The sequence below is a fragment of the Nonomuraea composti genome (assembly GCF_012034275.1).
GTDB classification, from domain to species: domain Bacteria; phylum Actinomycetota; class Actinomycetes; order Streptosporangiales; family Streptosporangiaceae; genus Nonomuraea; species Nonomuraea composti.
In genome coordinates this window covers 44,354-61,812 of record NZ_JAATEP010000007.1, presented here as the reverse complement: position 1 = coordinate 61,812, position 17,459 = coordinate 44,354, and the positions used below count along the sequence as shown (strand labels likewise).

Sequence of the window (17,459 nt, the reverse complement as noted above, 5' to 3'; positions counted from 1 at the left end):
GTCCAGAATACGCGGATCAGGTTGCCCTAGGCATACTGAGTATGCATACTCAGTATTCATGTCGATCAGGCACGGGCTGCTGGCGTTGCTGAGCAGCGGACCACGGTACGGCTATCAGCTGCGGGTGGAGTTCGAGGCGTCCACGGGGGCGACCTGGCCGTTGAACATCGGCCAGGTCTACACGACGCTGTCCCGCCTGGAGCGTGACGGGCTTGTCGAGCCCGTCGGCGCCGATGAGCAGGGCCGTGTGGTCCACACGATCACCGAGGCCGGTCGGGCGGAGCTGGCGCGCTGGTTCAGCACCCCCGTCGCGCAGACCGACCGGCCTCGGGACGAGCTGGCGATCAAGGTCGCGATGGCCGTGGCGGGCGGCGTGGACGTGGCCGAGGTCATCCACACGCAGCGCATGGCCACGATGCGCGCGCTGCAGGAGCTCACCAGGGCCAAGCGGGCCGCCGCCGGCGGGCTCGCGCAGCGCCTGGTGCTGGATTCGTTGATCTTCAAGGCCGAGGCGGAGCAGCGCTGGCTGGACCACTGCGAGGCCGTTTCCAAGGAGAAGAACCGATGAGTGTGGTGGAGCTGCGGGAGGTCACCCGCGAGCACGGGCAGGTGCACGCGCTGAGGGGGGTGAGCCTGGAGGTCTCGGCGGGGGAGCTGGTCGCGGTCATGGGGCCGTCCGGCTCGGGCAAGTCCACGCTGCTCAACCTGGCGGGCGGTCTGGACCGGCCCTCCTCGGGGGTGGTGACGATCGAGGGCGAGGACCTGTCGCGGGTCAAGGACGTGGCCGCGATCAGGCGCAACCGCGTCGGGTACGTCTTCCAGGACCTCAACCTGATCCCGTCGCTGACCGCGGCCGAGAACGTGATGCTGCCGAGGGAGCTGGACGGCGTGCGCTCCGGGCGGGCCCGCCCGGAGGCGCTGGCCGTGCTGGCCGAGGTGGGGGTGGAGGAGATCGCCGACCGTTTCCCCGAGGAGCTGTCCGGGGGGCAGCGCCAGCGGGTGGCCATCGCCAGGGCGCTGGTGGGCGAGCGGCGGCTGCTGCTGGCCGACGAGCCGACCGGCGCGCTCGACACGGCCACCGGCGATGAGATCCTGGAGCTGTTGCGGGCCCGCTGCGACGCGGGCGCGGCCGTGCTGCTCGTCACCCACGAGCCCCGCTACGCCGCCTGGGCCGATCGGGTGATCTACCTGCGTGACGGCCTGATCGCCGAGTCGGGCGCCGTGCGGCTGGAGAGCGCTCGATGAGCGCGTTGCGTGCCGCGCTGCGCATCTCCCGGCGCGACGCCCTGCGTGCCAAGGGCCGCACCGCCCTGATCATGGTCATGATCGGCCTGCCCGTCCTGGCCATCACGGCGTTGCTGACGCTGTCGAGTACCACGGAACTGACGCCGCGCGAGGAGCTGCCGTCCCGGCTGGGCTCGGTCGCCGACGCCGCGGTCCTGGCACACCCGACGACGCTCCCCGTCGAGCAGGAGCCGGCCGGCCGGTGGGGCAACCAGGACCCGGACAAGACCGGCGCGCCGGCGCACTGGACGACCGCCGAGGTGGCCCGGCTGATCGGCGGCAGGGCGATCCCGTTCTACGACTACACCGCCGACGCCCGGATCCAGGACGGCTTCGAGCGGGTGGACCTGCTGGAGATCGACCTGCGCGACCCGCTCACCGGCGGCCTGCGCACGCCGGCCGAGGGCCGGCTGCCGGCCACGCCGCAGGAGATCGCGGTGACGCCCGCGCTGCTCGACCGCGGCGTGCGCGTCGGCGGCACCCTGCAGCTGACCAGGAGCGGCGCGCCGAAGCGCGTGGTCGGCGTCGTCGGGAACCCGACCAGGCCCGGCGTCATGGAGGTCGTCGGCCTGTACGGGTCGGTGCTGGCGAAGAAGATCGACCCGCAGGGCAATGGCTGGCTGGTCGACACCCCGGGCCCGGTCACCTGGGAGAAGGTGCGCGAGCTGAACCAGGCGGGGCTGCGCGTGGCCTCCCGCGCGGTGATCGAGAGCCCGCGTGGCGAGCAGCGCGACTACGCGCGGTTCCAGCGGGACGACTGGCTCTGGCTGGCCATCGCCGTGCTGCTCGTCGTCACCGAGACGGTCCTGCTGGCGGGCCCCGCGTTCGCGGTCGGGCTGCGGCGGCGCAGGCGGGAGCTGGCCACCATCGCCGCGCAGGGCGGCTCTGCCGCACACCTGCGCATGATCGTGCTGGCCGACGGGCTCGTGCTCGGCGGCGTGGCGGCCCTCATCGGCGTCGCGCTCGGCATCGGCACCGGCGCGGTGGCGGAGTCGATCGCGGCGCGCCTGCTGGACTGGAACAGCGGCCCGGTGGACGTGCCGTGGGCCGAAGTGCTCGGCGTCGCCGCGCTCGGCCTGCTCAGCGCGCTGGTCGCGGCCGTGGCGCCGGCCGTGCAGGCGGCGCGGCAGAGCCCGGCGCGGGTGCTGGCCGGCCGCCCGGACGAGGTGCGCGACCGCCCGGCCCGCCCGCTGGCCGGCCTCGTGCTGCTCGTGCTCGGGCTGAGCTTGACGGTCCTGCTGGCGTTCCAGCCGCACTGGCTCATGTCCGTTTCCGGGGTGAGGGTCCTGTCCGAGTCCCGGCACGAGCTGCTCGTGGTGGCGGCGTCCACCGTGGTGCTGTTCGGGCTGATCCTGCTGATGCCCTGGCTGGTGCGGCGCACCGCGCCGCTGGCCGCGCGCCTGCCGCTGCCGGCGCGCCTGTCGGTCAGGGACGCCACCCGCCACCGGGCCCGCACCGTCTCGGCGGTGGCCGCCGTCATGGCCGCCACCATGGGCGCGGTCACCGTCGGCCTGGCCTACACCACCACCTACACCGCCGAGCAGCGGATGAACCGGATCGACGCGCCCGAGGGCACCTTGACGGTGCAGAGCAGCGACCTGGACGCGGCGACCTGGGCCCGGGTCCGCGCCGCCGTCCAGGAGAGGCTGCCGGGAGCGAGCCTCGTGCCGGCGCTGGAGGCCCAGGACGGCGCCGGGCACAGCATCGCGACGATGATCCAGACTGAGTCCCCGGAATGTGCCAGTGAGGAGTGCCCGCACCACGGTCTGAGCTATTTCGACGTGCCGATCGGGGATGCCCGGGTGCTCGCCCTGCTCCAGGGCCGCAGGGACCCGCAGGCCGCGGCGGCGCTCGCGGCCGGCAAGGTCGTGGTCTTCGACCCCAGGCTGGTCAGCGACGGCACCGTCAGCCTGACGATGCTGCCCAGAACCGGCGACGGTGGCCCTGAGAAGAAGCTCCAGGTGCCGGCCGTGGTGGCGCAGGGGGCGCAGCCCGAGCAGGGCGGCGCCGTGGTGCCCGCCTCCGCGGTGACGGCGGCCGGGTACAGGACGGCCGAGCGGCGGATCTACGTCCCGCCCGCCGGGCACGTGCGCGACCAGCGGGACCTGCAGCGCTTCAGCGATCACCTGCAGTCGGTGACGACCCACGCGTACGCGGGGCTGGCCCAGGATCCCACCGCACAGAAGCTCGCGACCCTGCTGGCGGCGGCGCTGGCCGCGGCGGTCGTCCTCGTGCTGGGCGGGACGTTCGCGGCGACCGGGCTCGCCGTGGCCGACATGCGCCGCGACCTCGACATCCTGCACGCCGTGGGCGGCCGGCCGCTGACCCGCAGGCTCGTGGTGGCGGCCCAGGCCGGCTACATCGCGGGGCTGGGCGCGCTCATCGGGCTGGTCGCGGGCGCGGTCACCGGCCGCTCGCTGTCGGCGTCCATGGCGTGGATGTGGGGGGACAACCCGGTCGTCGTGCCGTGGGCGTTCCTGGCCGCGCTCGTCCTCGGGCTGCCGCTGCTGGCGGCGCTGCTCGCGGGCCTGTTCACCCGGACGAGGGCGAAGCCGGCGCGCCGGGTGGCGTGAGCCGGTACTTCAGCGTGATCAGCGCGGAGGCGAAGATGATCAGCGCGGGGACCGCGGTCTGACCGATGAGGACCGCGGCCACCGCGCTGTCCGGCTGCCGCACGAACGTGCTCGGCTCCGACTCGACGAAGCCGCCGATCGTCAGGATGATCCCGAAGATGAGCGCGCCGAACGCGCTGACGCCGCTCTCGATGGCCGTCCACAGGCCGGTCAGCACCCCGGCCCGCCGCTTGCCCGTCGTGGCCGCGTCCACCGCGATGACGTCCGCGAGCATGGAGAACTGCATGAGCTGCAGCCCGGCGTACCCGACGCCGACCACCAGGATCGTCAGGTGCGCCCACAGCGGCCCGAACAGCGGCGTGGCCATGGCGGCCGTCGTGCCGCCGCCGAACAGCAGCACCGCCAGGAGCATCGCGCCGCGCTTGTCGAAGCGCCTGGCCACGCGCACCCACAGCGGCATCGTCAGCAGGATCGGGCCGACCAGCGCGGCGAAGAGCGTCTGCGTCGCGGAGGCGGAGCCCAGCGTGTACGTGGCGAAGTAGGGGGCGGCGGCCAGCATCATGCTGACGGCCAGCATCTGCACGCAGGCCAGCACGGTCAGCCACAGGAAGGCCGGGTTGTCCTTGACGGCGGCGAGCTGCTCGCGCCAGCCGCCGCGGTCGGGCTCGGGTGCGCCGGTCATGGGGGCGCGGGCGGTGCCGAAGAAGGAGCCGAGCATGGCGAGGAGCAGGATGACCGCGATGGTGAGCGCCATCACCCGGTAGCTGCCGAGCGTGCCGTCCTGGCCGTCGCTGGTCGCGATGGCCGGCGCCAGCACGCCGCTGATGGCGGTCGCCGCGCCGACGAACACCATCCGCCACTGCAGCAGCGACGTGCGCTCGTGGTAGTCGTCCGTCATCTCGCCGGGCATCGCCTTGTACGGCACCTCGAACAACGCGTACGCCGTCGCCGCGGCCAGGAAGCACGCCCCCACGTACAGGGCGGCCGGCACCCCGGTCAGCGGTGGCCCCGCGAACACCAGGAAGAACGCGATCGGCAGCGTGCACGCCCCGGCCAGCAGCCACGGCCGGCGCGGCCCCCAGCGGGAGGTCGTCCGGTCCGACCAGCGGCCGACCAGGGGGTTGACGAACAGGTCCCAGACCTTGGGCGCGGTGACGACCACGCCGGCCAGCCAGGCGGGCACGGCCAGGAAGTTCGTCATGTAGAACAGCAGCAGCAGCCCTGGCACGCCGTTGAAGGTGGCGGTGCAGAAGGAGCCGACGCCGTAGCCGAGGCGCACGCTCTTGGGGACGGAGACCGTACCGGCCGCCGGTGTGATCATCCCCTCATTAGAACCGAGCGAGGGCTTGTTCGGTAGGGCCCAGTTTCCCGGGCCCTGCCTCCACGTGCCTAGTCGGAGACGTTCGCGCAGACCACGTGCGCGCCGATCTCGATCATGCGGCGCTCGCTGCGGGCGTCGGCCACCCTGGCCATGAGGATCGGCGCCCCCGAGGCGGCGAACTGCGGCAGCCGGGCGCGGACCAGCCGGTGCAGGTCGCGCACGACGTCCTCGGCGGCCGACATGTGCACCTTCACGTGCAGCATGATCCCGGTGGCGCCGGAGGCCGTGCCCGCCTCGGAGATCCAGACGTGGTGCACGAGCGGGAAGTCCATGAGCAGGTACGCGATCGCCTGGCGCAGCGCGGGCAGGATCGGGTGCGTGCACCGGCGGTAGCCCGGGTCCACCTGCTGCATCGGCCCCGACAGGTGCGGCCGGGGCGCGGGCACCCAGGGCAGCGCGGGGGCCTGCGGGCTCGGCGGGGCGACCTGGGCCAGCGCGGCGCCCCGCGACACGGTGGCCATCGCGCCCGTGGCGTAGGCGGCCGGGACGGCCCCCGACAGGACGGGCGTGGGCCCCGTGCGCGTCGTGGTCATGAAGTGCTGGAGATCGTCGATGGGCACGGCGGCCGCGGCCGGCCCGGCCGCGTCGATCACGATCTCGCGCACGCCGGTGACGCGCTGGATGTCCAGGATGGTGTCGGCGTCGCAGGCCGACAGGGAATGGCTGCCGCGGTGTCTGGCATAGGTCGCGGGGCTGGTGTATCCGAGCAGGACCCGGTCACCGGCCTGTGTCGTCCCCAGGACGACGGAACGATCTGGTCGCACTGCCACCAGGACTCCACCGTCGGCAAGAGCGCCCAGCAGGCGATGGGGCGTGCCATGCTGTGCGAGCACGTCGGCAAGCGCAGGATTCCCGATGCTCATATGACGAACCATAGGTAGTCGGCCACGGCTTATCAGGCTAATGGCGAATAAATCTCCCGATCAAGACAAAGATTAGCCCGGAGTGGATGAGTTTGGCGCGGGACGGGTAGGCCCGGATCCGTCTCACATGCTGACCCCTCGTGAATACGTTCACAAGCTGCGGATACACTCTGTGGGACCGCCGGGGGGTTCCGTGGACGGTGACCCCCCTCCGCCGTGCCTTAAGGATGCACAGACGTGAACAAGCCCGTCGTTCTGGTCGCAGAGGAGCTGTCCGAGGCTGGCCTCGCCGTACTCGGTGCTGATTTCGAGGTCCGCCACACCGACGGCGCCGACCGTTCCCAGTTCCTGCCCGCTCTCGCCGACGTGGACGCGCTCATCGTGCGCTCCGCCACCCAGGTCGACGCCGAGGCCATCGCCGCGGCGCCCAAGCTGCGCGTCGTCGCCCGCGCGGGCGTCGGTCTCGACAACGTCGACGTCGAGGCGGCCACCAAGGCCGGCGTCATGGTCGTCAACGCCCCGACCTCCAACATCACCAGCGCCGCCGAGCAGACGATCGCGCTCATCCTGGCCAGCGCGCGCAACACGGCCCAGGCCCACGCCGCGCTGAAGAACGGCGAGTGGAAGCGCTCGAAGTACACCGGTGTCGAGCTCGACGAGAAGGTCGTCGGCATCCTCGGTCTCGGCAAGATCGGCCAGCTCGTGGCGCAGCGGCTGCAGCCGTTCGGCGTCGAGCTGATCGCCTACGACCCCTACCTGCCGCCGGCCCGCGCCGCGCAGATGGGCGTCAAGCTGCTCAGCCTCGAAGAGGTGCTCAAGCAGGCCGACTTCCTCACCGTGCACCTGCCCAAGTCCAAGGAGACGATCGGGCTCATCGGCGACAAGGAGCTGCACCAGGTCAAGCCGAGCGTGCGGATCATCAACGTCGCGCGCGGCGGCATCGTCGACGAGGGCGCGCTCTACTCCGCGATCAAGGAGGGCCGGGTCGCCGGGGCGGGCCTCGACGTGTTCGCCAAGGAGCCCTGCACCGACAGCCCGCTGTTCGAGCTCGACCAGGTCGTCGTCACGCCGCACCTCGGCGCCTCCACCCACGAGGCCCAGGAGAAGGCCGGCACCCAGGTCGCGCGCAGCGTGAAGCTGGCGCTGGCGGGCGAGTTCGTGCCCGATGCGGTCAACGTCCAGGGCGGGGCCGTGGCCGAGGACGTCAAGCCGGGCCTGCCGCTGGCCGAGAAGCTCGGCCGCGTCTTCACCGCGCTGGCCGGCGAGGTGGCCACCAAGCTCGACGTCGAGGTGCGCGGCGAGATCGCCGCCCAGGACGTGCGGGTGATCGAGCTGGCCGCGCTCAAGGGCGTCTTCGCCGACGTGGTCGAGGAGCAGGTCACCTACGTCAACGCGCCGCTGCTGGCCAAGGACCGCGGCATCACCGTCGAGCTGATCACCAGCTCCGAGAGCCCCGACTGGCGCAACGTCGTGACCGTGCGCGGCGTGCTCGCTGACGGCCGCACCGTCTCGGTCTCCGGCACGCTGTCCGGCCCGCGCCAGATCACCAAGATCGTCGAGGTCAACGGCTACGAGATGGAGATCGAGCCGACGGCCCACCTGTGCTTCTTCACCTACGCCGACCGTCCCGGCATCGTCGGCGTGGTGGGCAGGCTCCTGGGCGAGCACAGCATCAACATCGCCTCGATGCAGGTGGCCCGTGACGCCAAGGGCGGCAAGGCGCTCATCGCGCTGACCGTCGACTCCGCCATCCCCGCCGACGTCGTGGAGCAGATCGGGGCCGAGATCGGCGCCGAGAGCGGCCGCTCGGTGGACCTGGAGGACTGACTTCGCACCTGCTCGTGAAGGGCCGTCACCCGTCCGGGTGGCGGCCTTTTCTGTCTCAGCATGCAAGATACTAGGACTTCCGAGCAGATCCTCGGGTACTGTGGCTGCTAATGCGCCAGGTGCTCGTACTCATTGCCTGCCGCGGCGGGGCCTGTTAGGGCAGGTCGACGACCCGCCGCGGCGAGCGGTGTTGCGTCGGCCAGTAAGTCCCATCCGCCCGGTCCGTGACCCGGACCGCGAGATCAGGCCCGGTCGGGTTCGCGACCGGGATCCGGCTTCCCACTGGAACGCGTCCGCGAAATGAGCTGAGTGACATGTACGACATGTATGCCTGGAACCGTACGGAAGAGCAGCAGGACGAGGCCGCCGAGGCCCTGCAGACCGCGCTGGACCGGCGCGACAACGGCGGCGCCCCCCAGCATCCGAACCACTAGAGCCTCTTGGCGGTGCGCTCGACGGGGTGACGAAGACCTCCCCTTGTAGATACGGAGAGTATTGATAACTTCACTCTACGTATCCGTTCAAGAGGAGGTCCCCCCATGCGTGCGTCTGCTTCCGCTTCGCTGAGCATGATCCGGCGTGCCGCCACCGTCGCCCTGCCCGCCCTGGCCGCGGCGGCGCTGATCGCCGCTCCGGCCCAGGCGCAGGAGTCCTACCTGCGCATCACCACCTACCACGGTGGCAGCACCGCGCAGTGGTTCCTCACCTGCGGCCCCGACGGCGGGGTCCACCCCGAGCCGGGAGCCGCGTGCGACCGGCTGGAAGAGCTCGGCGGCGACCTCGACCGGATCCGGTTCCGCCCCGGCGTGGCCTGCCCGAGGATCTTCGATCCGGTGCACGTCGAGATCCGCGGTGACTACCTGGGCGAGCCGGTGGACTTCACCGACGACTACCCCAACCCGTGCTTCGTGGAGCGGCTGGCCGCGCCGATCGTGCCGGCCGTCTGAGGCGGGCGGGCGGCCCCGCGGGGGGAAGGCGGGGCCGCCCGCGCTTCGGCTCAGAGCGTGGCGGTCAGTGAGGCGGGCACCGGCTCACGGCGCTGTTCGCGCAGCTCCGCCCACTGGCGCACCCCCTTCGGGTCCGGCCGCACCGCGCCGACGAACGCCTGCCTGCGCCAGCTCGACAGCTTCTCCTCCTTCACGACGTCGCCCGAGTGCGGCGCGTGCACCATGTAGCCGGGCTTCGAGATCATCCCGACGTGGCCCAGGCCGCTGAAGAACACCAGGTCACCGGGCTTGAGCCGGTCCCAGTCGATCTTCCTGTCGAACGCCCCGTACTGTTCGCGGGCGGTGCGGGGCAGCTCGATCCCCGCCTTCTCGTACGCCCGGAGCATGAGCCCCGAGCAGTCGTAGCCCCGGTCGCTGGTCCCGCCCCAGACGTACGGGATGCCGCGCTTGTCCATCGCGAACTCGAGGGCGACCTTCCAGGCGGGCCTGGGCGCCTGGGCCAGGGTGATGCGCCGGATCTCGGCGCCGGTGAGGGTGGTGGCGTCCGCGTCGATGGCGGACCCGGTGGGTGATCCTGTGGCGGCCTGTGCGGAGGGGGTGTTGGTCAGGATGAGCCCGGCGGAGGCTGCCGCCGCCAGGGTGATGCCGATGCGAGACAGGGGACTGTCCTTCCATGCGGCCGACCGGGTTAGCTGACGGGCTCGGGCCTGGAAGACAGCCCTACGGCGCGGCGCGCCGATTCGCCCCTGGGGGGAAGGTGGGTCCCCGGCTCCACGCAGCGGCTGCGTGGATTAGGCCCGACGGACTCTAACGAAACGGCCAAAAGGTCGCAAACCCCTCAAACCGGACGTCCGACCACTGAGATGGTGTGTTCGTCAGACGAGACGAGCCGGTATGGTTGCCGTCATGGAGTCGCGTAACATCCGCCTGGCCGTCATCCCTGGGGATGGCATCGGCACCGAGGTCGTCGCCGAAGGGCTCAAGGTCCTTGAGGCAGTAGGCACGAAGATCGAGCCCACCCACTACGACCTGGGCGCCGCACGCTATCACCGTACCGGCGAGACGCTGCCCGACGCGGTGCTCGACGAGCTGCGCGGCTACGACGCGATCCTGCTCGGCGCGATCGGCGACCCCAGCGTGCCGCCCGGCATCCTCGAGCGCGACCTGCTGCTGCGCCTGCGCTTCGCCTTCGACCACTACGTCAACCTGCGGCCGGTCAAGCTGTTCCCCGGCGTCGCCACGCCGCTGGCCGGCACGCCGACCGAGAACATCGACATGGTCGTCGTGCGTGAGGGCACCGAGGGCCTCTACGCCGGCACCGGCGGCGTCATGCGCCGCGGCACGCCGCACGAGATCGCCACGCAGGAGTCGCTCAACACCGCCCACGGCGTCGAGCGCGTGGTGCGTTACGCGTTCGAGAAGGCCAAGGCGCGCCCGCGCAGGAAGCTGACACTCGTCCACAAGACGAACGTGCTCACCTTCGCCGGCGACCTGTGGCAGCGCACGGTCAACCGCGTGGCCGAGGAGTACCCCGAGGTCAGCACCGACTACTGCCACATCGACGCGGCCTCGATGTTCTTCGTGACCCAGCCCGAGCGCTTCGACGTGGTCGTCACCGACAACCTGTTCGGCGACATCATCACCGACCTCGGCGCGGCCATCGCCGGCGGCATCGGCCTGGCGGCCAGCGGCAACATCAACCCTGAGGGCGCGGCGCCCAGCATGTTCGAGCCGGTGCACGGCAGCGCCCCCGACATCGCCGGCCAGGGCAAGGCCGACCCCACCGCCACCATCCTGTCGGTCTCCATGCTCCTCGACCACCTCGGCCTGCACGACGAGGCGGCCCGGGTCGAGCGGGCGGTCGCCGCCGACATCGCCGAGCGCGGCGCGGGCCGTAGTACCCAGCAGATCGGTGACGACATCACCGCGCGAGTATCCGGCTAGGACCGCCTAGCCCCGTACGTACGCGCCTGGCGGTCCGAGGAGGACTGCCGGGCGCGTTTTCGTGTACCCGGACCACGGCGGCAATCCGGGCTGACCACCCCATCAGCCGCTTGCCATCCCATATAGCGAGACAATAGGAAGTACGGACAGCCCCGACGGGTGTGACAGCCTCCCGGAGGGGTGACCGGATTCCGGTAGATTTCGGTAGACCGTAGAGAGAAGGACCGACGTCATGACCATCGCTCAGAAGCTCAGCTTCGACGTGCAGCTATCCGACCACGCTCGCACCGCGGCCGAGCGGGAGCAGGTACTGGCGAACCCGGGATTCGGGCAGACGTTCACCGATCACATGATCTCGATCGACTACACCGACGGCCAGGGCTGGCACGACGCCCGGCTCATGCCGTACGGGCCGCTCTCGCTCGACCCCGCCACCTCGGTCTTCCACTACGCGCAGGAGCTGTTCGAGGGCCTGAAGGCCTACCGGCAGATCAGCGGCTCGATCGTCACCTTCCGCCCCTACGCCAACGCCGCCCGCTTCAACCGCTCGGCCGCCCGCATGGCCATGCCGGAGCTGCCGGAGGAGACGTTCGTCGAGTCGCTGGAGCTGCTCGTCGAGCACGACAAGGAGTGGGTGCCCACCACCGAGGGGCACAGCCTCTACCTGCGCCCCTTCATGATCGCCACGCAGGCGGGGCTCGGGGTCAACTACCCGTCGAAGACGTACAAGTACATGGTCATCGCCTCGCCGGCGGCCTCGTACTTCACCGGCGGCATCAAGCCCGTCTCGGTCTGGCTGTCCACCGAGTACACGCGTGCCGCCCCCGGCGGCACCGGCTTCGCCAAGTGCGGCGGCAACTACGCCGCGGCGTTCGTCGCGCAGCGGCAGGCCGTGGAGAACGGCTGCGACCAGGTGGTGTGGCTGGACGCCCACGAGCACCGCTACGTCGAGGAGATGGGCGGGATGAACCTGTTCTTCGTCTTCGGCGACAAGCTCGTCACCCCCGCGCTCACCGGCACGCTGCTGCCCGGCATCACCCGCGAGTCGATCCTGGAGCTGGCCGGCGACCTGGGCCTGGAGACCGAGGAGCGGCTCATCACCGTCGACGAGTGGCAGGAGGCCAGCGCGTCCGGCGACCTCACCGAGGTGTTCGCGTGCGGCACGGCGGCCGTGGTGACGCCGGTCGGCACGGTCAAGGGCGCCGACCGCTCGTGGACCGTCGCCGACGGCACGCCGGGCCCGGTGACGATGCGGGTGCGCGAGGAGCTGGTCGGCATCCAGTACGGCGCCCGCCCCGACACCCACAACTGGATCCACAAGATCGGCTGACCTACGCCGGATGGGCCCTCCCTTCCTGAGGGCCCACCCTTCTCACCCGTGACCCGTATGCCGCGATGCGGCCCTCGTTCCCGTTTCGGGTAGGGTCTGCGCGATCAATGAGGTGAGAGTGGGCTGATGAAGAAGCGGTTGTTGGCGGTCGCGCTGGCGTGCGTGGCGATCGCCGTACTCGGGGTGCTGGCGTTCTCTCCACCGGGCGTGTCGTCGTCCGGCGAGGTGACGCTCACCCGGCAGGCGGACGGCTCGATGATCCTGGCCGACCTGGGGAGCGAGGCTCCCGTGCTCGACGTGTACGAGGACTTCGACTGTCCCGTCTGCAAGGACATGCACTCCAAGGTGGACGCGACGATCAGGAAGCTCGCGCAGGAGGGCAAGGTCAAGGTCGTCTTCCACACCGTGACGATCTTCCGCGACGAGCCGATGCGCTCCAATTCCATCCGCGCCGCCGCGGCCGCCCGCTGCGTGCCGGAGGGGAGCTGGCTGGCGTTCAGGGACGAGGTGTACGCCATGCAGCCCGCGCCGCACGGCGTGGCCTCCGGGTTCACCGTCGAGGAGCTGACCAGGGCGGCGCGCAAGGCGGGCGCGTCGGTCGACGCGTGCGTCACCTCGCAGACGTACGCGCAGGCGCACCTGACCGAGACGGCCAAGATCCCGCTGCAGGGCACGCCGACCGTGGTGCTCGACGGCCAGATGCTGGGCGACGAGGCGTTCGACCCGGCGGCGCTGGAGCGCCTGATCACCGGAGGCGTCGGCGTCCAGGTGTGACGAGCGGCGGTGTCCCACGTGCTGAGACCCGCGTGCCGGATGGTGAATACATATGGCAGACTGGACGGCACCATGTTCTACGGTCTGCTCATTATCGGCAGGCGCGCTGGCTGACACAGGGACACCGCCAGCGCGCAGACCTCTCACGTCCGTGAGGGGTCTTTTTGTTTTCCCGAACACGCACCTTGTCTTCCGAACACACGGACACCTACGGACCTCCGCGGAGAAGAGAGACTCATGGCCGACGACCGCTTCCACGTATACGACACGACGCTGCGTGACGGCGCACAGCAAGAGGGCCTCAACCTCACCGTCGCCGACAAGCTCGCCGTCGCGCGGCACCTGGACGGCCTGGGCGTCGGCTTCATCGAAGGGGGCTGGCCGGGCGCCAACCCCAAGGACACAGAGTTCTTCAGGCGCGCTCGAACAGAGCTCGACCTGAAGCACGCGCAACTAGCCGCGTTCGGCGCGACCCGCCGGGCAGGTGTGAAGGCCGCCGACGACCCCCTGGTGGCCGCCTTGCGCGAATCCGGCGCGCCGGTCGTGACCCTTGTCGCCAAGAGTCACGACCGGCACGTGGAGCTGGCCCTCCGCACGACTCTCCAGGAGAACCTCGCGATGATCCGCGACACGGTCTCTCACCTTCGTGCGGAGGGACAGCGGGTCTTCCTCGACGCCGAGCACTTCTTCGACGGCTACAAGTCCAACCCAGCCTACGCGCTGGAGGTGATCAGGACCGCCGCCGAGGCGGGCGCCGACGTCATCGCCCTCTGCGACACCAACGGCGGCATGCTCCCCGACGAGCTCGCCGAGATCGTCCAGGACGCCGTGCGCACCAGCGCCCGCGTCGGCATCCACTGCCACGACGACACCGGCTGCGCCGTCGCCAACACGCTGGCGGCCGTCAAGGCGGGCGCCACGCACGTCCAGGGCTGCGCCAACGGCTACGGCGAGCGCTCCGGCAACGCCAACCTCTTCACCGTCGTCGCGAACCTTCAGCTCAAGCGCGGCTTCGACCTCGTGCCCCAGGAGTCGCTGGCCGAGATGACCCGCATCGCCCACGCGATCACCGAGGTCACCAACGTCACCCCCAACTCGCACGCCCCCTACGTCGGCACCTCCGCCTTCGCCCACAAGGCCGGCCTGCACGCCAGCGCCATCAAGGTCGACCCCAACCTCTACCAGCACATCGACCCCGCCCAGGTGGGCAACGACATGCGCATGCTCGTCTCCGACATGGCCGGCCGCGCCTCCGTGGAGCTCAAGGGCCGCGAGCTGGGCTACGAGCTGACCCCCGAGCACACCAAGGCGCTGGTCGAGCGGGTCAAGGACCTGGAGTCCCGCGGCTTCACCTTCGAGGCCGCCGACGCCTCGTTCGAGCTGCTGCTGCGCGACACCGTGCACGGCGAGCGCCGGCGCCACTTCGAGGTCGAGTCGTGGCGGGTGATCGTCGAGCGCACCAAGGGCGGCGAGCTGGTCAGCGAGGCCACCGTCAAGCTGCACGCCAAGGGCGAGCGCATCGTGGCCACCGGCGAGGGCAACGGCCCCGTCAACGCCCTCGACAAGGCCGTCCGCATGGCGCTGGAGAAGCTCTACCCCGAGCTGGCCAGGCTGGAGCTGGTCGACTTCAAGGTCCGCATACTCGAGGGCACGCACGGCAGCGACGCCATCACCCGCGTCCTCATCACCTCCAGCGACGAGAGCACCGAGTGGGCCACGGTCGGCGTCGCCGAGAACATCATCGACGCCTCCTGGCAGGCCCTGGAGCAGGCGGTCACCTACGGCCTGCTGCGCGCCGGCCGCGACTGCGGCTGACCTCAGATGAGCCCGGCGGAGAAGGACACGCCGTCCACGGTGACCTTCCCGCCGGAGCACGACACCTTGGGCGAGTCCGTCCCCGGCACGATGACCGTCAGCAGCGACTTCGCCGCCGGGGACACCACCACGTTCGTGGCCTGCTTCGACAGGTACGTGGGGGAGACCCAGCCGAGCCTGCCGCCGCGCTCCACCTTCTGGCCGCCGACCTGGTCACAGGAGGAGAACTGCAGCAGGGTGACCTTGAACTTGCCGTCGGCCAGCACCACCTTGCCGCCGCTGTTCGAGACGACCTTGAGCGACGGGGCGAAGCGCCAGATGGTGCTCACCTTCTTGCCGCCCGACGCCGTGTCCAGCACCGCCATCAGGTCCTCGCCGTGGTTGACGAGCACCGACCTGGTGCGGCTGACCCCGTACGCCTTGTCGGTCAGCTTGAACGCCTGCCGGTCCTTGCCGTACGAGGTGTCCACGAGCTTGCTGGCCGTGCGCGGCCGGAACTTCGCGCCCACCACGGTCGGCACGTTGTGCGCCTCGGGGGAGAGCGTCCAGTAGCGGTAGGAGCTCTTCTCGTAGGAGTGGAACCCGCCGTCCATCAGGATGTCGCGGCCCTGCGCGTAGTACGTGACGCCCAGGTGGTCCTCGTGGCCGTGGAACTTCATGCCGGGGCCGAACCTGATCGAGTAGTACGCCGACTCCGGCTTGCCCCAGGCGGTGCGGCCGAAGACGTACCCGGCCCGGTACGTCTTGACCTCCTGCTTCGGCGTGCCCGTCTCCATCTTCGGCTCGGTCTCGGCGCTGCCGTCGCCGATGGGCACCATGAAGCCGTTCGGCATGGTCGCGTGGGCGATGAAGTCCTTCAGCGCCTCGGCGCGCTCGGCGATCTCGCCGGGCACCTTGCGGCCGCACGCCTTCATGTTCGTCATCGCGACCTGGAGGCGGCCGTACACGTAGACGGCGTAGCGCGGCGCCTGCTCCATGAGGGCGCCCTGCGCGTCGACGTCCAGCTTCACCGTGCCCGTCAGGCGGCGGGAGGCCAGGCTCGCCCAGTCCTTGCGGCCGTACCGGCAGCCGATGCCCATGAGGGCGATGTCCTGGTCGATGCCGTGGTTGTGGCCCTTCTTGTACAGGCTCGGGTTCGACAGGAGCTTGGCGTGCGTGGCCAGGCTGTCCTTGAGCCAGCTCGCGTCGACGTGCCTGCTGAGGCAGAGCAGCGGCTGCGTGCGCAGCGAGACGGGGTGGTCCTTCCAGACGTAGGACGGGGTGCCCTTGGCGCCGTACTTGTTGCCGGCCACCCAGTCCTCGGCGATCTCGGTGGCGCGGTCGAGGTAGCGCCGCTCGCCGGTGTTCTCGTACTCGACGACGAGGGTGCCCATCCAGCGCAGCGACTGGAAGACGAACTCCCACGACCTGTTCCGGTACGGGCTGGCGGCCCAGTCGATGCTCTTGCCCAGCTTGTACGCCGGCAGGCCCACCAGCGAGATCTCGCCCTTCATCACGTCCTCGGCCGTCGGCGTGCCGGGCAGCCAGTCGCCCTGGCACTCGGCGGTGCGCGTCACCTTGTCGGCCGCCTGCGCCGGGGCCCCGGTCAGAGTGCCGGTGGCCAGCATGAAGGCAAGAGGGATCGCGAGGCGGCGCACGCCAGGTTCCTTTCAGGACAAAAAGGTGAAGGCGGGACATGCTTTCGCCATCTCGATCATCTGGTCAAGTTGAGTGCCCGATTCGTTAGCCGCCTGATGAGATGCTGGTGCCGTGAGATTCGACGACCTGGTGATCCCCGACACGCCCGCCGCCCGCGGCGCGCTGGAGGTGGCCGCCCAGTATCACACGCCCTCGCTGCTCAACCACTCGATCCGCGCCTACCTGTGGGCGGCGGCCTACGCCCAGACCCGCAATATCGCGTTCGACGCCGAGCTGCTCTACGTGTCGGCCATGCTGCACGACATCGGGCTCGCGGCCGAGTTCGACAGCCACACCGTGCCGTACGAAGAGGCCGGCGGGCACGTCGCCTGGGCCTTCTGCGCCGGGGCCGGCTGGTCGCCCGAGCGCCGCACCCGCGCCTGCGAGGTCATCATCCGGCACATGTGGGCGGAGGTGCCCCTGGAAGAAGACCCCGAGGGGCACCTGCTGGAGCTGTCGACCGGCATGGACATCTCGGGCCGCCGCACCGACGAGATCCCCGCCCGCGTCCGTGAGGAGGTGCTGGAGCGGCACCCGCGGCTGGAGATCGCCAAGGAGTTCAGCGTCTGCATCGCCGACCAGGGCGCGCGCAAGCCGTCGAGCTTCGCGGCGCGGTTCGTGCGCGACGGCATCGTCGACCGCATCATCCGCAACCCGCTCGACGGCTGACCCCTACTCCTTAGGGCCGGTGCTCTCGGCGACCTCGAACGTCCACACTTCAGACCCGGTCGCCGCGGGCCCCTGCCCGTGGCCGTGCCCATGCCCCTGGCCGCCTTCGGCCGCCGCGGCGGCCGCCTGCGCGTGGCCGCGCCGGAACGCCTCGCCCTGCTGCCACTTCTGGAAGTCCTCCTCCGAGCGCCAGCGCGTGTAGACGAGGTACTGGTCCGTGCCCTCCACCGGCCGCAGCAGCTCGAACCACTCGAACCCGTCGGCCGACTCCACCATCCCGGCGCGGTTGGAGAAGCGCCGTTCGAGCTCGTCCCGCATCCCGGCGGGCACGGTCAGCACGTTGATCTTCACGACGGACACCAGAGGACCCCTCTC

The 17,459-nt window shown here is 70.7% G+C and carries 15 protein-coding genes and 1 riboswitch; of the genes, 10 read left to right on the top strand and 5 right to left on the bottom strand.

Annotated elements, in window-relative coordinates; genetic code table 11:
- The first annotated feature begins 58 nt into the window (after positions 1–58).
- Genes HCN51_RS12100 through HCN51_RS12090 form a run of 3 tightly spaced genes read left to right on the top strand, consistent with a single transcriptional unit; the run spans position 59 to position 3,857 of the window.
- Positions 59–568, top strand: coding sequence for a PadR family transcriptional regulator (locus HCN51_RS12100; RefSeq protein WP_168009717.1), 510 nt, complete (start codon positions 59–61; stop codon positions 566–568).
- Entirely contained in the window at positions 565–1,245 is a 681-nt protein-coding gene (locus tag HCN51_RS12095) for an ABC transporter ATP-binding protein (RefSeq protein ID WP_168009715.1), read from the top strand. Before HCN51_RS12100 ends, HCN51_RS12095 begins: the two co-directional genes overlap by 4 nt.
- Complete coding sequence (locus HCN51_RS12090; protein ID WP_168009713.1) at positions 1,242–3,857, top strand: FtsX-like permease family protein; 2,616 nt, start codon at positions 1,242–1,244, stop codon at positions 3,855–3,857. The genes HCN51_RS12095 and HCN51_RS12090 overlap by 4 nt, the downstream gene beginning before the upstream one ends.
- Here the strand turns inward: HCN51_RS12090 and HCN51_RS12085 are convergent.
- Positions 3,817–5,178 carry an MFS transporter gene (locus HCN51_RS12085; protein WP_168009711.1) on the bottom strand — a complete coding sequence of 454 codons (1,362 nt, stop codon included), beginning with the start codon at positions 5,176–5,178 and terminating at the stop codon, positions 3,817–3,819. The two genes, HCN51_RS12090 and HCN51_RS12085, sit on opposite strands and share 41 nt — an antisense overlap.
- 68 nt (positions 5,179–5,246) lie before the next feature.
- Positions 5,247–6,008 (bottom strand): hypothetical protein, encoded by a 762-nt coding sequence (locus HCN51_RS12080; protein WP_230465821.1) that lies wholly within the window; start codon positions 6,006–6,008, stop codon positions 5,247–5,249.
- A gap of 330 nt (positions 6,009–6,338) precedes the next feature.
- On the opposite strand from HCN51_RS12080, the gene serA reads away from it, so the two are divergent.
- Positions 6,339–7,928 (top strand): phosphoglycerate dehydrogenase, encoded by a 1,590-nt coding sequence (serA, locus tag HCN51_RS12075; RefSeq protein WP_168009709.1) that lies wholly within the window; start codon positions 6,339–6,341, stop codon positions 7,926–7,928.
- Between the two features lie 539 nt (positions 7,929–8,467).
- Positions 8,468–8,875 carry an SSI family serine proteinase inhibitor gene (locus HCN51_RS12070; protein WP_168009707.1) on the top strand — a complete coding sequence of 136 codons (408 nt, stop codon included), beginning with the start codon at positions 8,468–8,470 and terminating at the stop codon, positions 8,873–8,875.
- Positions 8,876–8,925: 50 nt separating this feature from the next.
- Here HCN51_RS12070 and HCN51_RS12065 read toward each other — a convergent pair whose 3' ends face one another.
- Positions 8,926–9,330 (bottom strand): C40 family peptidase, encoded by a 405-nt coding sequence (locus tag HCN51_RS12065; RefSeq protein WP_168009705.1) that lies wholly within the window; start codon positions 9,328–9,330, stop codon positions 8,926–8,928.
- 207 nt (positions 9,331–9,537) lie between these two features.
- Positions 9,538–9,683: riboswitch (cyclic di-AMP (ydaO/yuaA leader) on the bottom strand.
- Between the two features lie 98 nt (positions 9,684–9,781).
- Between HCN51_RS12065 and HCN51_RS12060 the strand changes: the two genes are divergently transcribed.
- The 4 genes from HCN51_RS12060 (at position 9,782) to cimA (ending at position 14,738) form a co-directional block, all read left to right on the top strand.
- Positions 9,782–10,819, top strand: coding sequence for a 3-isopropylmalate dehydrogenase (locus HCN51_RS12060; RefSeq protein ID WP_168009703.1), 1,038 nt, complete (start codon positions 9,782–9,784; stop codon positions 10,817–10,819).
- 232 nt (positions 10,820–11,051) lie between these two features.
- Positions 11,052–12,149, top strand: coding sequence for a branched-chain amino acid aminotransferase (locus HCN51_RS12055; RefSeq protein WP_168009692.1), 1,098 nt, complete (start codon positions 11,052–11,054; stop codon positions 12,147–12,149).
- 126 nt (positions 12,150–12,275) lie between these two features.
- Positions 12,276–12,923, top strand: coding sequence for a DsbA family protein (locus HCN51_RS12050; protein WP_168009690.1), 648 nt, complete (start codon positions 12,276–12,278; stop codon positions 12,921–12,923).
- 237 nt (positions 12,924–13,160) lie between these two features.
- Positions 13,161–14,738 carry a citramalate synthase gene (gene cimA, locus HCN51_RS12045; protein ID WP_080045523.1) on the top strand — a complete coding sequence of 526 codons (1,578 nt, stop codon included), beginning with the start codon at positions 13,161–13,163 and terminating at the stop codon, positions 14,736–14,738.
- A 2-nt stretch (positions 14,739–14,740) separates the two neighbouring features.
- Here the strand turns inward: cimA and HCN51_RS12040 are convergent, their stop codons facing one another.
- The gene (locus HCN51_RS12040; RefSeq protein ID WP_346433617.1) at positions 14,741–16,375 is read right to left on the bottom strand and encodes a heparinase II/III domain-containing protein; all 1,635 of its coding nucleotides are present in this window, start codon (positions 16,373–16,375) and stop codon (positions 14,741–14,743) included.
- Between the two features lie 112 nt (positions 16,376–16,487).
- On the opposite strand from HCN51_RS12040, the gene HCN51_RS12035 reads away from it, so the two are divergent.
- On the top strand, positions 16,488–17,084 hold the full coding sequence (locus HCN51_RS12035) for an HD domain-containing protein (RefSeq protein WP_168009688.1): 597 nt from the start codon (positions 16,488–16,490) through the stop codon (positions 17,082–17,084).
- Positions 17,085–17,087: 3 nt separating this feature from the next.
- On the opposite strand, the gene HCN51_RS12030 is transcribed toward HCN51_RS12035, so the two are convergent.
- Positions 17,088–17,444, bottom strand: coding sequence for an antibiotic biosynthesis monooxygenase family protein (locus HCN51_RS12030; RefSeq protein WP_346433616.1), 357 nt, complete (start codon positions 17,442–17,444; stop codon positions 17,088–17,090).
- Positions 17,445–17,459: the final 15 nt, after the last annotated feature.

Excerpts from the sequence above, each read along its gene's own strand:
- HCN51_RS12085 (WP_168009711.1), bottom strand. The coding sequence starts at position 5,178 with ATGATCACACCGGCGGCCGGTACGGTCTCCGTCCCCAAGAGCGTGCGC.
- HCN51_RS12095 (WP_168009715.1), top strand. The coding sequence starts at position 565 with ATGAGTGTGGTGGAGCTGCGGGAGGTCACCCGCGAGCACGGGCAGGTG.
- HCN51_RS12065 (WP_168009705.1), bottom strand. The coding sequence starts at position 9,330 with ATGGACAAGCGCGGCATCCCGTACGTCTGGGGCGGGACCAGCGACCGG.
- HCN51_RS12090 (WP_168009713.1), top strand. The coding sequence starts at position 1,242 with ATGAGCGCGTTGCGTGCCGCGCTGCGCATCTCCCGGCGCGACGCCCTG.
- cimA (WP_080045523.1), top strand. The coding sequence starts at position 13,161 with ATGGCCGACGACCGCTTCCACGTATACGACACGACGCTGCGTGACGGC.
- HCN51_RS12050 (WP_168009690.1), top strand. The coding sequence starts at position 12,276 with ATGAAGAAGCGGTTGTTGGCGGTCGCGCTGGCGTGCGTGGCGATCGCC.
- HCN51_RS12060 (WP_168009703.1), top strand. The coding sequence starts at position 9,782 with ATGGAGTCGCGTAACATCCGCCTGGCCGTCATCCCTGGGGATGGCATC.
- HCN51_RS12070 (WP_168009707.1), top strand. The coding sequence starts at position 8,468 with ATGCGTGCGTCTGCTTCCGCTTCGCTGAGCATGATCCGGCGTGCCGCC.
- HCN51_RS12100 (WP_168009717.1), top strand. The coding sequence starts at position 59 with ATGTCGATCAGGCACGGGCTGCTGGCGTTGCTGAGCAGCGGACCACGG.
- HCN51_RS12055 (WP_168009692.1), top strand. The coding sequence starts at position 11,052 with ATGACCATCGCTCAGAAGCTCAGCTTCGACGTGCAGCTATCCGACCAC.